Below are 14,806 nucleotides of genomic sequence, written 5' to 3' on the forward strand. Positions count from 1 at the left end.
CCAAGGTTCGATCAGCCGTATGCCCTCCGTCGTACTGCAGACAGACGCCGGAGGGCTACAAGCATGGGTCAGGCTTCGTTGGCCTTGCGGGCAGCTTCGGCGCGCTGCTCGGCAGCTTCGCGTGCCTTATCGTGCGAGCAGCCGATGCTCTTGGTCGGATCGGGATGGCACACGATGCGCGAGGCAACCTTGTGCTTGGGCGCAGCCTTGGCGGCATCGGGGTGCGGCAAGGAGGCACCGGCACGGCCTGCTGCACCCGAAGGGTTTGCAAGGCTCCATGGCGCTGCGGCGATGGGGCTGGCGGGCGCCGCATGAAGAGCGGATGCAGCGATGAGAGTTGCGATAAGCATGGCGGTCGGCTCCGGTCTGGTTGATCAGTTCCCGGTAACTGGCCGCCGCACTTTGCGCGTCATGGGCGCGTGCATGACAAAACGTTGCTATATGTCAGAAAGGTGGTCAGTTCGGACCGAATTGCGAGAGATCGAGCGCTTCGCTCGTCCCTAGCCACATTACATGCGCGGTGTGGTCGGCCAGATCGTTGCCAGTATTGCCATGGCAAAACACGGTGAAGTGACCGCGATGGGTCATCATCCATTCGAGCGCCTCGCCGATGCGGGATGCAGGGATCGTCATCTGGCAGGAGCCGCGCGGATGCGGACCGACCGGCTTGGCGTGGACCCGGCCCATTGCGACGCCGAGCGCATCTTTCATCGCAGTACACAGCATGCCGGTTTCATCGGCCTCGTGCGGATCGAAATAGACATGCGCGTGATACGTAGCAAAGCCGGTCATGCCTCTTCCTGCCCCGCGCTCAGCGCGCAATCAAGCCTCGCGCACGCCGACCAATGCCTGGAGCGCCGCCGGAACCGCCGGATCGTCGATCGTGGGCGGCGTGACCCATTGCTCGCCATTGACGATCTTGCGCAGCAGGTTGCGCAGGATCTTGCCCGAGCGGGTCTTGGGCAGGCCCGTGGCGATATAGGCGGTCTTGAGCGCGGCGACTGCGCCCAGCTCTGCGCGCACCGCGGCGATCACGCGCTTTTCGAATGCGGCATCAGCGTCGAAGCCAGTGCGGGGAACGACGAAGGCGATGGGCACCATGCCCTTGATAGCATCGTCCGCACCGATCACCGCGCATTCGGCGACGCCTTCGATACCGGCGACGATCTGCTCCATCTGCCCGGTCGACAGGCGATGCCCGGCGACGTTGATGATGTCGTCGGTGCGGCCCATGATGTGGACGAAGCCCTCGTCGTCGATAAACCCGGCGTCACCGGTTTCATACCAGCCCTCGAACGTGGCAAAGTTCTTCGCATAGCCTGCGTGGTTGTTCCACAGCGTCCGGAACGCACCGGGGGCCAGCGGTTCGCGGATCACCACCGCGCCGCTGTGGCCCGGTTCGACCGGCTGGCCGCTTTCATCGAGCACCGCAAAGGCAAAGCCCGGCACCGGAAACCCGGCACTGCCGCGCTTGCGGCGCAAGTCACCCAGCGCGAAACACGAGGCTATGGCTGGCCAGCCCAGTTCGGTCTGCCACCAGTGGTCGATCACCGGCAGGCCGGACTTTTCCTCGAGCCAACCGATCGTGGCGGGGTCTGCGCGTTCTCCGGCAAGGAAAACAGCCTCGCACTTTCCCGTGCCGATCTCGGCGAGGAACGTGGCGTCGGGGTCCTCCTTGCGGATTGCGCGGATGGCGGTGGGCGCGGTGAAGAAGGTCTTCACGCCGTGGCGCGCGATCGTGCGCCAGAACGTACCCGCGTCGGGCGTGCCGACGGGCTTGCCTTCGAACAGCACCGTCGTCGCGCCGACCAGCAGCGGGGCGTAAACGATATAGCTGTGCCCCACGACCCAGCCGACATCGGACGCGGCCCAGAATGTAGCGCCCTCGCCGATGCCGTAGATGTTCTTCATCGACCATGCGAGCGCGACGGCATGGCCACCATTCTCGCGCACAACGCCCTTCGGGGTGCCAGTCGTTCCGGAGGTGTAGAGGATGTACAGCGGGTCGGAGGACGCGACGGGCACAGGCGCGGGGACCGGATCGCCAGCGGTGGCGGCGCGCAGGGTTTCCCAGTCGAGTTCCTTGGGTCCGTCAATGGCCGCGCGCAAGGTATCGCGCTGGCACACGACGACGCGTTCGATCTGATGATGCGCAAGTTGCAGCGCCTCGTCGACCATCGGCTTGTAGGCGATGGTGCGCGCGCCTTCGATACCGCATGAGGCGGTGAGCAGCACCTTGGGCGTGGCATCGTCGATGCGCTTGGCGAGTTCGAGTGGGGCAAAGCCACCGAACACGACCGAATGGATCGCGCCAAGCCGCGCGCAGGCGAGCATGGCGAAGACCGTTTCGGGGATCATCGGCATGTAGATGATCACGCGGTCGCCCTGCCCCACGCCGAGCGCGGCGAGCATGGCGGCGACGCGGCCGGTTTGTTCGAGCAACTGTGTATAGGAATATGTGCGGATCGTGCCGGTTGCCGGGCTGTCGTAGATCAGCGCAGGCGCCTCGCCGCGGCCCGCTGCGACATGACGGTCGAGGCAATTGTCGCAGGTGTTGAGCGTGCCGCCGGGGAACCAGCCGGTGTCTGGAGCATAAGCGCGAGCAGGTGGCGAAACCCAGTCGATGGCTTGCGCCGCCTTGGCCCAGAATTGCTCAGGATCTTGGACACTTTCGCGGAATGCCAGGTCGTAGGCTTCGCTCATGACTTGTACCTGTATTGGAGCTGTCGGGGCGGGTACTGGACCCGCCCCTCGAACGGACCGTTATTCGTCGATGCTGCGCTTGTAGGTCTCCGGCAGGAAGAACAGGCCGAAGATGCACGTCGCAGCGGCTACCACCACGGGATACCAGAAACCGTGGTAGATATCCCCGTTGGCCGCGACCATGGCGAAACCGATCGCCGGGAGCAGGCCGCCGAGCCAGCCATTACCGATATGGTAGGGCAGGCTCATCGAGGTGTAGCGGATGCGGCTGGGGAACAGTTCGACCAGCATTGCGGCAATCGGACCATAAACCATGGTCACCAGCAGCACGAGGTAGAACAGGATCGCCACGACGAGGGGCTTGTTGATCTCGTCGGGGTTGGCCTTGGCCGGATAGCCGACCTTGGACAGCTCGCCGGTGACCGCGTCCTTGGCCGCAACCGCAGGCTTGCCAGCTTCGGCAGGCTTGGCGGCAACGGCCGGTGCGCCCACGACTTGCGCGGTGAAGGCAGCGATCGCAGCCTTCTTGTCATCGCCCGTCACCTTGGCAGGATCAGGCGCGGTGAACGTCTTGTCGCCGATCTGGATGGCGGCGATCGTGCCGGCAGGGGCCGCGACGTTTTCATAGTTCACGGCCGCCTTGGCGAGCGCATTTTTGACGATGTCACAGCTGGTAGTGTCGAACTTGTTGCCGCCCACAGGATCGAACTGCGACGAGCATTCATCAGGGTTAGCCATGACCTTGACCGGAGCGGTGGCCTGGGCATGGACCAGCGCGGGGTTGGCGGCTTCGGCGAGCATGTGGAACGTGGGGAACATCGTGAGGGCAGCAAGCGCGCAGCCGGTCAGGATGATCTTCTTGCGGCCGATCTTGTCCGACAGCCAGCCGAAGAACAGGAAGAACGGCGTGGCAAGCGCCAGCGCGATGATGATCAGCATGTTCGATGTCAGACCATCGACCTTGAGCATCTTTTCGAGGAAGTACATCGCGTAAAGTTGGCCGGTGTACCAGACCACGGCCTGGCCCGCGATGGCGCCGAAAAAGGCGATCAGCACGATCTTGAGGTTCTTCCACTCGCCGAAAGCTTCGGTCAGCGGACGCTTGGAAGACGTGCCTTCGTCCTTCATCTTCTGGAACACAGGCGATTCATGCAGCTTGAGGCGCAGCCACAGGCCAACCATCAGGAACAGGCCCGAAAGCAGGTAAGGAACTCTCCAGCCCCAGTCCTTGAAAGCATCTTCGCCCACGCCGGTAACCGGCGAGCGCACGAGGATCACGATCAGCAGCGCCATGGCGAGGCCCGCCGTGGCCGTGATCTGGATCCAGCTCGTATAAAGCCCCCGCTTCCCTTCGGGCGCATGCTCGGCGACGTAGGTCGCCGCACCGCCGTATTCGCCGCCCAAGGCGAGGCCCTGAAACATGCGCAGGATCACCAGCATGATCGGGGCGGCAACGCCGACCGTTTCATAAGTGGGCAGGCAGCCGACGAGGAAGGTCGAAGTGCCCATGACCAGCAGCGTGACGATGAAGGTATAGCGACGCCCGACCATGTCGCCGATACGGCCGAACACCAGCGCGCCGAATGGCCGGACGATGAAGCCCGCGGCAAATATCAGCAGTGCCATGATGAACGATGTGGTCGGGTTCAATCCGGTCAGGAACTTGGCCGCGATGATCGCGGTGAGCAGTCCATAAAGGTAGAAATCGTACCACTCGAACACCGTGCCGAGCGACGATGCGGTAATGATCAGCTTTTCGCTGTGAGTGGCTTGGTGGTGCTTGGGCAACGCGGATATGTCATCCGCAATCTCTAGATGTGGCATTGACCTCTCCCCCTCTCTGGTGGGTTTATTAGAAACCGTATTTTGCTGCAAATTCGACGCGGTCGAGCGAACCGCTCGCGCCGTTGACCAGTGTGCGTTCACCGTGCCGAACCTCGATGCCGAGGTCGACGTTCTTGACCGGCGTCCAGAACAGATTGCCCGCAACGCTCCACGCCTCGCGGTTGTAGCCGCCGACCATCGCGGCAGTGAGCGCATCGGCATAGGAAACGTGCTGCCAGCTGCCCATCAGGTTGGCGCGAACGCCCGGTGCGATGGCCACGCGGCCCGCAAGCATCGCGGCGGCTACGGTCACGTTCTCGAGCTTGCCCGTGCCGGGTACGAAAACCGCGTCAGGCGCGAAGTTGACGCCGATGTAGCGGCTCGCGCCCTGTCCGTAAGTTGCCATGAAACGGACGTCGCTGATCTTCGCGTCGTCGAGAAACAGCTTGCCACCTGCGCTGACGCCCCAGCCAAAGCGGCTGTCGGCAACACCGTTGGTTTCGACCCGCAATTCGCGCGCAAGGCCCGCCAGCGACAGTTCGCCCGCCTTGCCGCTCCACGCGAGACGCGCGGCGAAATCGGGAATGCGATCGTCGCCATTTTCGATCAGCGCAGGCGCACCGGCTGTGGCCGTCGCGCTTTCGGGGTTCTCGGCCGAGACGTGCAGGGTCATCCCCTCGCCCACTTTCGCCGAATAGCGCACGAGAGGCTGGCGGACGAAGACCGTGCCTTCGGTGGTGCCGACGTAGTCGGTGCTTTCGGGCAGCGCTCCGGTGTACTGGAACGTCGACCAGTCCTGACCAAAGGTCCATTTGTCGAGCTGCACATATGCGCGGCGCAGCGCGAGGTTGTAGCCGTTGGTGGTGCGCTGCGTGCCTTGCGTGCCGGGTGAGGTTTCAAAGTCGGTCTCGACGTAGCCTTTCAGGCTGTGGCCGGCGACGGTCGTATCGAGGTTGAGCCAGAAGCGCGACTGGCGCGCGCTGAAATCCTGTTCGCGCGCAGAATGCAATCCGCCGACCGGGATCTGCTGGGGCAGCCAGAAATCGCGGGCAAACGCGTTGTTGGCAACTTCCCCGTCGCTGAACCGGCTGTTGGTGGCGACCAGCTTGATCCACCCGCCGAGCTTGACCGTGGTGCTGCCGACCTTGAAGCCATCGGGCTGCGGCTTGCTTTCCAGCGCGGCGACCTTCGCGGTGGCCGCATCCGCAGTCGCCTGCGCCGCTTGGGCCACCTGCATCACTTGCGCGGTATCAACCGGCGATCGTGCCGCCTTGGCCTGCGCCAGATCGGCCTTGAGTGCGATCATCTCGGTTTCGAGACGTAAAAGCCGCGCCTCGAGCTCGGCTTCGTGTTGGGTCGGTGCGGCAGCGTGTGCCGCGCCCGGTAGCGTCAGAGCGGTGGCTGCGAGCAGGAGCGCGTGCGACCGCCAGTTCGTGTGAAGCATTTTCCCTCTCCCGGTGCCGACATTTCGCGACATCCTGCTGGACCATCGCTTGACCGGGGGGTGGCAACCAGAGAGAGGATGGTCTTATATCTACGACCAAAGTCTTGAACCACCAGCGGACCGGAGTGCGGTATGCAGTTGGGAAGAGCAGAATTGAGAGGAGCCTGAGATGGGCGAAGCAGTATATCCGGTCCCGTCCGAGTGGGCGCAGAACGCGTTGGTGGATGCTGCGGGTTACGACGAGATGTACCGCCAGTCGGTCGAGAACCCGGAAGCGTTCTGGGCCGAGCACGGCCAGCGGCTCGACTGGATCAAGCCCTTCACCAAGGTCAAGAACACCTCGTTCGATGAGGCCGACTTCGGCATCCGCTGGTTCGAGGACGGCACGCTCAACCTGTCAGCCAATTGCCTGGACCGCCATCTGGCGACGCGCGGCGACGCGATCGCGATCCTGTGGGAGCCTGACGGTCTGGGTGAGCCGCACCGCGAGATCACCTACCGCCAGCTCCACGAAGACGTCTGCCGCTTCGCCAACCTGCTCAAGGCCAAGGGCGTGCGCAAGGGTGAGCGGGTCACGATCTACCTGCCGATGGTGCCCGAAGCTGCAGTGGCGATGCTCGCCTGCGCGCGGATCGGCGCGATCCATTCGATCGTCTTCGCAGGGTTCAGCCCCGACGCGCTGGCCGGCCGCATCACCGATTGCGACAGCCGCATCGTGCTGACCTCGGACGAGGGCCTGCGCGGCGGACGCAAGGTGCCACTGAAAGCCAACGTCGATGAGGCACTCAAGCAGTGCCCTGGCGTCGATACCGTGATCATGCTGCGCCGGACGGGCGCGGATGTCGGCTTTGTCGAGGGTCGCGACGTCGACTGGGCGAGCGCCGCTGCGCAGCAGTCGGCCGACTGCGCGCCTGAGGAAATCGGCGCGGAAGACCCGCTGTTCATCCTCTACACCTCGGGCTCGACCGGCAAGCCCAAGGGTGTGCTGCACACCACCGGCGGCTACGCGGTATGGGCCTCGATGACGCATCAGTACGTGTTCGATTATCGTCCCGGCCAGATCTACTGGTGCGCCGCCGACATCGGCTGGGTGACCGGACACTCCTATGTCGTCTACGGCCCGCTGATGAACGGCGCGACGACGGTGATGTTCGAAGGCGTACCCAACTTCCCCGACGCGAGCCGGTTCTGGCAGGTCGTCGACAAGTTCAAGGTCGAGATCTTCTACGGCGCCCCCACGGCATTGCGCGCGCTGATGCGCGAAGGCGATGACTGGGTAAAGAAAACCAGCCGTGCCTCGCTGCGCCTGCTCGGCTCGGTCGGCGAACCGATCAATCCCGAGGCGTGGGAATGGTATCACAAGGTCGTGGGCGACAGCCGCTGCCCGATCGTGGATACCTGGTGGCAGACTGAAACCGGCGGCGCGATGATCACGCCGCTGCCCGGCGCCACGCCGCTCAAGCCGGGTTCCGCCTCACGCCCGTTCTTCGGGGTAAAGCCCGCGCTGCTCGACAACGATGGCGCGCTGCTCGAAGGCGCAACCGATGGCTGCCTGGTCATCACCGACAGCTGGCCCGGCCAGATGCGCAGCGTCTGGGGCGACCACGAGCGCTTCTTCCAGACCTATTTCAGCACGTTCAAGGGCATGTACTTCACCGGCGACGGTTGCCGCCGCGACGAGGACGGATACTACTGGATCACCGGCCGCATCGACGACGTGATCAACGTCTCGGGCCACCGCATGGGCACTGCCGAGATCGAGTCCGCGCTCGTCGCCCACGCCAAGGTGGCCGAAGCGGCCGTCGTCGGCATGCCGCACGACATCAAGGGGCAAGGCATCTACGCCTTCGTCACCTGCAATGTCGAAGTCGAGCCCGACGAGGCCCTGCGCCGCGAACTGGTCGCCTGGGTCCGCCACGAAATCGGCCCGATCGCCACGCCCGACGTGATCCAGTTCGCGCCGGGCCTGCCCAAGACCCGCTCGGGCAAGATCATGCGCCGCATCCTGCGCAAGATCGGCGAAAACGATGTTTCCAACCTCGGCGACACCTCCACGCTTGCCGATCCCTCAGTTGTCGATAACCTGCTCGCCAATAGGCCGCTTCTGGCGAAGGCGTAACGTCGGCATGGAATAGCGGCCCCGGAGGGGCATTGGGCGACACGATACTCATTGCGGACGATCATCCGCTATTCCGACAGGCGCTGGCGCTGGCGGTGTCCAACGTCGCGCCTCAGGCCCGGGTGATCGAAGCCGGTACGCTGGCCGCTGCAGCGAAGGCGGCGGCTGAAGCCGACGGGCTGTGCCTGATCACGCTCGACCTCAAGATGCCCGGCGCGATCGGCTATTCGGGCATTGCCCTGCTCCACGCCGAAAAGCCCGACGTGCCGATCCTGGTGGTGTCGAGCGCTGAAGGCGCGATGGTCGCCGAAGAGGCGCGCGCGTTCGGCGCAGTCGGGTTCCTGCGCAAGGACGCAGACCTATTGCGGATCGAGGACGCGATCCGCGACGCGCTGCGCGGGATCGACAGGCCATCGGCCTCAACCGAGCCCGTGGACCAAGTGCGCCGCACGGTGGCGGGGCTGACCCCGACCCAGCTCAAAGTCTTGCTGTCCGTGCTCGAAGGTAAGCTCAACAAGCAGATCGCCTACGACCTCGGCATGAGCGAGGCGACGGTGAAAGCGCACATGACGGCGATCATGCGTAAGCTCGATGTGCAGAACCGCACCCAGGCGGCACTCGTTGCACGCTCGCTAGGGCTCGACATGGCGAGCTGAAACCGCATGCAGGAACGCCTCGATTGCGGCGGGATCGGTCGGTTTCACAAACAGCGGGATATTGAGGAGCTTGAGCCGCTTGCGCAGCGCCGCGCCACTTTCGGCAGTAACCAGCGCCACCGCAAGGCCCGGGTTTCGAACGCGGGCCTGCTCGATCAGGGCCAGACCGTCCTCACCGTCGAGGTGGTAATCGGCTAGCAGAACGTCGGTGTCCCCAACCCGCGCCAGTGCTGCGACGGCGGTGGCGACGCCGACCGCGTGGTGGCCGATGCCCGTCAGCAGAGCCACCGTCGCCTCGACGATGTCGGGTTCGTTGTCGACGACCAGCACGCGTAGCGATCTTGCCCGGCTCGCGCCTGACGCTGGCAGTGCGCTTTGGGCAGGCCGCTGAACCGGCGGGCTGGAAGCGACGGCCGGCAACCAGACACTGAACCGGCTGCCTCGCCTGGGCTGTGAGGCAACCTCGATACGCGCGCCGATCAACGTCGCAATTCTGTCCACGATGGCAAGGCCCAGCCCCAACCCTTCTGCATCGACCTCACCAAGCCGCGTGAACTCGCTGAATATCTCGCGCTGCTTGTGTTCGGGTATGCCAACGCCGCTATCGATAACATCGATCCGCAGGAAACCGCCGCGCCGCCGCACGCCGATTACCATGCCACCAACCACGGTATAGCGCAGTGCATTGGAAGCAAGGTTCTGCAGCACCGAGCGCAGCAGGCCAGCGTCGGTTTCGACCGCGCCCGTACACGGCCCGATGCGCAGGGTCAGCCCCTTCTCGCTCGCCAATGGCCGCATGTTTTCCGCGATGTCGGACAGCAAAGGCGCCAGTTCGACGGTCTCGCGGCTCAGCTGCACCCCGCCAGCGTCAAGCCGGGAAATGTCCAGCAAAGCCCGCAGCAGTTCCTCCGCCGCAACGATCGAGCGATCGACGCGCCCTGCCAACGCCTTGGCCGGCCCTTCAAGGTTGCGATCAAGCGCGGAGGCAAACAGACGCGCGGCATGTAGCGGCTGTAACAAGTCGTGGCTGGCGGCGGCGAGGAAGCGGGTCTTTTCGCGCGTCGAGTCGGCCAGCTTGCGGTTCGCTTCGCTGAGATCGCGGGTGCGTTCGAATACGCGCTGCTCGAGTTCGTCCAACGTGCGACGCAATTCGTCACGCATCGCCGCCTCGTCGGAAATGTCGGTGAATGACGTGAGATAGCCGCCGCCCGGCATCGGACCGCCAACCGATTTTATGACCCGGCCATCGTGCTGCACGCGTTCGGAGACATAAGGGCGCAGCGCGCGCAGGTGGCGCAGGCGCTTTTCGACCTCGTCTTCGATGGGACCGGCAAAACTGCCACGCGCGACGTTATAACGGATCAGCTCGCTGATCGGAGTGCCGACCCGAACCAGTTCCTGAGGATAGCCGAAAAGCTCTACGTACCGCGTGTTCCAGGCGACAAGATTCAACTGCGCGTCGATAACGCTGACGCCCGACTGCAGGTTCTCGAAGGTCGCGGCGAGCAATTGACGCGAAAAGCTGAGCGATTGCCCTCCCTCGTCGAGCAACCGCGTGACTTCCTCAAAGCTCATCCGCCCATCAGCCAGCGCCGATGCGACCAGTGCGCGGGCAGAGGACGAGCCCACGACGCTCGCGATCAGCTCACGGGCAAGCCGCGCGTCGGCCCGGGTCACGGGCTCACCATGGCGCTCCACCGGAAACGCCGACGACGTGCGGTCATCACCGATGAAGCGCGCGGCAAGCGTGGCCAACTCGCCGAGATTGCCGACCGGGCGCTCCCCCAGCACGAGCCGGGGCATGCGCGGCGCGGGACGTTTGCGCGCCGTTGCCAGCGCCAGCACGACGAGATTGGCCGACAAGCTCCAGACAACGCCGTGGACGAGCGGAGAGCCATGGCCGATCCCGAGCAGGCGCAGCGGATCGAGCAGCGTGCCTTCCAGCGCGGCAACCCACGATGCGGGCAGGATCTGGGGCACGGCAAGCGTATAGAGCCACAAGCCTAGCCCGGTCAGCAGGCTCGCGCGCGCGGCCGTGGGGTCGCGTCCCGGTGCCGCTACCGCCAGCAGGAGATGCGGCACGAACTGGACCATTGCCGCAAATGCGACGAGCCCGATCGAGGCAAGCGACCGCGTGGGATCGACCAGCAGCGCCCACAGCAACGCGAGGCCCACCACCCCAATGATCGTGAGCCGCCGGACCAGCAACATCCGCCGCCCGAGGTCACCTGCTTGGGCTTCGGGCTCGCTGCGCAACACCGCAGGAAAGATCAGGTCATTGGAGACCATCGTTGCCAGCGCTATCGAATCGACGATCACCATCGCCGCACCCGAACTGAGCCCGCCCAACAAGGCTGCAATTCCGATCGCGTTGACGCCCTCGGTCGCCGGCAACAGCAGCACGAAACTGTCGGGCGGCGCGCCGGCAGGCAATGCGACAAGGCCGCCCAGCGCGATCGGAACGATCAATGCCGCCATCGTGAGAAGGTAGATCGCAAGCCCCTTGCGCGCGCGCGGCAGATCGTCGGTCGCCTGCGCCTCGGCAAAGCCCATGTAGAACTGGCGCGGCAGCACGATGATCGCAAAGGCCGAGATCAGCGCAATGACAGCGGTCTCGAGCGAGAGGTGCGACGGCAGGAACCTGTCGGTCAATACGGTGGTCGCACGCGAAAGGTCGGCACTCGACGCCTGCCACAAGACATGCACGGCAAAGCCGCCGACGAGCGCCAACGCGACCAGCTTGATCAATGATTCAAGCGCAATCGAGAAAACCAGCCCCTCGCTCCGCCCCGCGATTTCATAACGCCGGGCGCCGAACAGCATCGCAAACAATGACAGCAGCGCTGCCGCCCCAATCATTACCGGGACGACTACAGGTTCACCCGACAATGCTTCGATCGCCAGGCCCATCGAGCGCAACTGGAGCGCGACATAGGGGACGGTGCCGCACAGGGCGATGACCGTCACGATGCGGGCCACACCGGGATCGTGGCCGAATCGTGCGGCGATGAAGTCCGAGATCGTCGACGCCTGCTCTCGCTGCACAGCTTGCGACAGGCGCGACAAAAAGCGCGGCGCGACGATCAGCAACAAGACGGGCGCGATATAGATCGGTAGGTAATTCCAGCCTTCACGGACCGCCGTCCCGACGGCGCCGTAGAATGTCCAGCTCGAGCAGTAGACTCCCAGCGCAAGCGTATAGGCACCATGGCGAAGGGGGGCATTGATGCGAAAGCCTGCGCCGTTGCGCTCGATTGCTGCCGCAACCAGAAACAGCACGCCGATCAGGCCAAGCCCCAGCGCTGCGGCCAACCCGGACGTCATGCCAGGTGCCTGTTCGTCACACGGACACTCTGCGTGCGCAACGTGCCAGCGAGTGTCTTTGCATAATGCGCCGACCGATCATGCGGATCAGTTTTGCTATCCTGAGGGTTTAAACCCGGCACGGCGCGATTTTCTCGCATCCTCTCCCAAGGCCGTGCCGGGCAACTTTTCAAGTGAGGATGTTATCGTCCAATCCCCGTACTGTCACAGGAATTTTGCGGCACGCTGCACAATCGCGTGCATTGATGCAATCGCATCACAGAACGCAAAAACCCCGCTCGAAAGCGGGGTCTGTGTGATCTGGTTGCGGGGGCAGGATTTGAACCTGCGACCTTCAGGCTATGAAGGCTCACGAAGACTTTACGCCTGACTACGCGTCAGCCCGCTATATTCCTTATTTAAGGCGGTAAATGGCCAAGCTCACCAAGCGAGCGATTGAAGCACTGGAGGCATCCGACAAGGACTATCTCGTCTGGAACAGCCGGCTTTCGGCCTACGGTGCCCGCGTTTTTCCAACCGACCGCAAGCAGTTCGTGCTGCGGCTGGCTGGCGACACCGGCTATGACCTGATCGCGGGTGATTTCACCTTCGGCCGTGCAGGTTCATCCCATGTCGAAGGCGGCATCTCGTTGGTGGTCGCGGTGCGCACACGGACTGGGGAAGGCGATGTCTATCTCCAGGACAGCGAGAGCAAGCGCGGCTTGCAAACATTCATTCATGTCCAATACCGCGCCATGCCCAGATATGATGCTCGATTTCAAACGCAGACCCGCATTCTGTTGGATAGGCTGACGCCATCAGTTAGACAGCCAAAATGCGGGGGCTGGACATTGCGATCGCTGGCTGCGGGCCATGCGGACTGGCGGCTGCGCTGCTGCTTCATCGTGCCGGGCATCACGTTACACTGTTCGAGCGGTTCGACACGCCCCGACCCATCGGTTCCGGCCTGATGCTCCAGCCCACGGGGATGGCGGTTCTTGCCAAACTGGACTTGCTGGATGCCGTGCTGGCGCGAGGTGCGCGCGTCGATCGGTTGTTCGGCAAGGCGGGCAACCGGGTCGTTCTCGATGTTCATTATGCCGCCCTGCGCCGCCAAGGCATGTTCGGTATCGGGATCCATCGCGCCAGCCTGTTCGATATCTTCCACGAAACCGTCCTGCAATCGAACATTGGTGTTCATACCGGGCGCAAGCTGATCGGGAGCGAGCCGAGAGGTGCAAAACGAGCACTGCGGTTTGCGGATGGCGAGACCAGCGGCCCCTATGATCTCGTGGTGGACGCACTGGGCACGCGCACGCCACTGGCGCCGCCCACTGGCCGGGAACTCGCCTATGGCGCACTTTGGGCTAACCTCGACTGGCCAAAGGACGCGGACTTCGATCCTCATGCTCTCGCACAGCGTTACGAGCGGGCCAGCATCATGGCGGGCGTCCTTCCCATCGGAACTCCGCCCGGCGCAACGACGCCCAAGGCCGCCCTCTTCTGGTCGCTTCGCGCCGACATGCTCGACGACTGGCGCGACGCCGGATTGGTGAGGTGGAAGGCGCAGGTCGCCGCGTTATGGCCTGACTGCGCGCCTCTGCTCGACCAGATTCATGATCCTGACCAGTTGACCTTCGCGCGCTACGCCCATCGAACGCTCGCCGCACCAGCGGAACCGGCGCTGGTCCATATCGGCGATGCCTGGCACTCCGCCAGCCCTCAGCTTGGGCAGGGCGCCAACATGGCGTTGCTCGACGCGTGGGCTCTGGCCAAGGGTCTGGCAGAGAAGGTCAACGTCGATGAAGGGGTTCGGCACGGCATCGGGCTGCGGCGGCGCCATGTCCTGACCTACCAATGGCTGACGGCGCTGTTCACGCCGGTCTATCAATCGGACAGTCGCTTGCTGCCTCTGATCCGCGACCGTGTGGTCGGCCCACTGTCCAAGCTGTGGCCCGCCACCGCCATACAGGCCGCGATGGTCAGCGGACTGGTCGGCAATCCACTGCAGCCATTGGGGCTGGAAGGCGGCCTTCGGGCTAGAGCGCCCTTGGCGAAGGCCGCATAAGCGCTGCCTCGAACGACGGTGACCGCCCGATCATCGTCTTCGACGCGATGTGCGTTGACCATGGTCATGCAGCGATGGGGTCGGTCCCCTGCCTCTGCCACTATGCCTGGCGCCGCGTTAGGCCGCATTGCCCCTGATCCGGCAAACTGTTTCATTATCGCGAGTGGCTGAAACCCGTGCAAACCTGACGGTTATGGTTTGCATGTGCCTTTCGGTCGCGTTTTTGCGCCTGCGTGCTACACATATTCTGAAGATAGACTTGGCGCTCTCATCGCAGCCTGCGGCACGATGGGCAGGCAAAGGCTGTTGCAAAGGACTGCGATCAGCACCGATGCTACCGCCGTGAATGACGTGCAGAAGATCCCGGTCGGGGCCACGGCTTCGCTTGCCGCGAGATGGTATCTAGGCAGGGGAATCTGGCTTCGTCGCAGCGGACCACCCACGGTGCCACGCTGGCGGAAAGTTGGGGTCACGTCACCAGCGAAGCAATACGCAGCAGCACGCAAATATACCTTCGTCCTATATGCTCCCAGTTCCAAACGACGAAAGGCCCCGCTGATAACAGCGGGGCCCTTAGTGTTTCGTTTATTAGATCACCTTGGTTGCGGGGGCAGGATTTGAACCTGCGACCTTCAGGTTATGAGCCTGACGAGCTACCGGGCTGCTCCACCCCGCGGTGGGGTATGTCA

The 14,806-nt window shown here is 63.9% G+C and carries 10 protein-coding genes and 1 tRNA gene; 4 read left to right on the top strand and 7 right to left on the bottom strand.

What is annotated here, in order from left to right:
* Positions 1-68: 68 nt before the first annotated feature.
* The 5 genes from GGQ88_RS13920 to GGQ88_RS13940 all read right to left on the bottom strand — a co-directional run bounded on the left by GGQ88_RS13920 (position 69) and on the right by GGQ88_RS13940 (position 5,971).
* Positions 69-350, bottom strand: coding sequence for a hypothetical protein (locus GGQ88_RS13920; RefSeq protein WP_183614030.1), 282 nt, complete (start codon positions 348-350; stop codon positions 69-71).
* 106 nt (positions 351-456) lie between these two features.
* Positions 457-792 carry a DOPA 4,5-dioxygenase family protein gene (locus GGQ88_RS13925; protein WP_183614031.1) on the bottom strand — a complete coding sequence of 112 codons (336 nt, stop codon included), beginning with the start codon at positions 790-792 and terminating at the stop codon, positions 457-459.
* Positions 793-822: 30 nt separating this feature from the next.
* On the bottom strand, positions 823-2,703 hold the full coding sequence (locus GGQ88_RS13930; RefSeq protein WP_183614032.1) for an AMP-binding protein: 1,881 nt from the start codon (positions 2,701-2,703) through the stop codon (positions 823-825).
* 60 nt (positions 2,704-2,763) lie between these two features.
* On the bottom strand, positions 2,764-4,527 hold the full coding sequence (locus tag GGQ88_RS13935) for an MFS transporter (protein WP_183614033.1): 1,764 nt from the start codon (positions 4,525-4,527) through the stop codon (positions 2,764-2,766).
* A 28-nt stretch (positions 4,528-4,555) separates the two neighbouring features.
* Positions 4,556-5,971: a DcaP family trimeric outer membrane transporter gene (locus GGQ88_RS13940; RefSeq protein WP_183614034.1), complete on the bottom strand. Its 1,416-nt coding sequence runs from the start codon at positions 5,969-5,971 to the stop codon at positions 4,556-4,558.
* 169 nt (positions 5,972-6,140) lie between these two features.
* Here GGQ88_RS13940 and acs point away from each other — a divergent pair, with 169 nt between their 5' ends.
* Positions 6,141-8,090: an acetate--CoA ligase gene (acs, locus tag GGQ88_RS13945; RefSeq protein WP_183614035.1), complete on the top strand. Its 1,950-nt coding sequence runs from the start codon at positions 6,141-6,143 to the stop codon at positions 8,088-8,090.
* Positions 8,091-8,122: 32 nt separating this feature from the next.
* Positions 8,123-8,746 (top strand): response regulator transcription factor, encoded by a 624-nt coding sequence (locus tag GGQ88_RS13950; protein ID WP_183614036.1) that lies wholly within the window; start codon positions 8,123-8,125, stop codon positions 8,744-8,746.
* On the opposite strand, the gene GGQ88_RS13955 is transcribed toward GGQ88_RS13950, so the two are convergent.
* Positions 8,723-12,070 (bottom strand): hybrid sensor histidine kinase/response regulator, encoded by a 3,348-nt coding sequence (locus GGQ88_RS13955; protein ID WP_183614037.1) that lies wholly within the window; start codon positions 12,068-12,070, stop codon positions 8,723-8,725. The genes GGQ88_RS13950 and GGQ88_RS13955 overlap by 24 nt on opposite strands.
* A gap of 410 nt (positions 12,071-12,480) precedes the next feature.
* Here GGQ88_RS13955 and GGQ88_RS21320 point away from each other — a divergent pair, with 410 nt between their 5' ends.
* Both GGQ88_RS21320 and GGQ88_RS13960 read left to right on the top strand, forming a co-directional pair.
* Positions 12,481-13,020, top strand: a complete 540-nt coding sequence (locus GGQ88_RS21320; protein ID WP_246385987.1) for a hypothetical protein — start codon at positions 12,481-12,483, stop codon at positions 13,018-13,020.
* Complete coding sequence (locus GGQ88_RS13960) at positions 12,945-14,117, top strand: FAD-dependent oxidoreductase (RefSeq protein WP_246386020.1); 1,173 nt, start codon at positions 12,945-12,947, stop codon at positions 14,115-14,117. Before GGQ88_RS21320 ends, GGQ88_RS13960 begins: the two co-directional genes overlap by 76 nt.
* Before the next feature lie 599 nt (positions 14,118-14,716).
* Here GGQ88_RS13960 and GGQ88_RS13965 read toward each other — a convergent pair.
* Positions 14,717-14,793: transfer RNA gene (locus GGQ88_RS13965), tRNA-Met, on the bottom strand.
* Between the last annotated feature and the right edge of the window lie 13 nt (positions 14,794-14,806).

The sequence above is a fragment of the Novosphingobium hassiacum genome (assembly GCF_014196055.1).
GTDB lineage: Bacteria > Pseudomonadota > Alphaproteobacteria > Sphingomonadales > Sphingomonadaceae > Novosphingobium > Novosphingobium hassiacum.

Coding starts and splice junctions, on each gene's coding strand:
- GGQ88_RS13920 (WP_183614030.1), bottom strand. CDS start 350: ATGCTTATCGCAACTCTCATCGCTGCATCCGCTCTTCATGCGGCGCCC.
- GGQ88_RS13925 (WP_183614031.1), bottom strand. CDS start 792: ATGACCGGCTTTGCTACGTATCACGCGCATGTCTATTTCGATCCGCAC.
- GGQ88_RS13930 (WP_183614032.1), bottom strand. CDS start 2,703: ATGAGCGAAGCCTACGACCTGGCATTCCGCGAAAGTGTCCAAGATCCT.
- GGQ88_RS13935 (WP_183614033.1), bottom strand. CDS start 4,527: ATGCCACATCTAGAGATTGCGGATGACATATCCGCGTTGCCCAAGCAC.
- GGQ88_RS13940 (WP_183614034.1), bottom strand. CDS start 5,971: ATGCTTCACACGAACTGGCGGTCGCACGCGCTCCTGCTCGCAGCCACC.
- acs (WP_183614035.1), top strand. CDS start 6,141: ATGGGCGAAGCAGTATATCCGGTCCCGTCCGAGTGGGCGCAGAACGCG.
- GGQ88_RS13955 (WP_183614037.1), bottom strand. CDS start 12,070: ATGACGTCCGGGTTGGCCGCAGCGCTGGGGCTTGGCCTGATCGGCGTG.
- GGQ88_RS21320 (WP_246385987.1), top strand. CDS start 12,481: ATGGCCAAGCTCACCAAGCGAGCGATTGAAGCACTGGAGGCATCCGAC.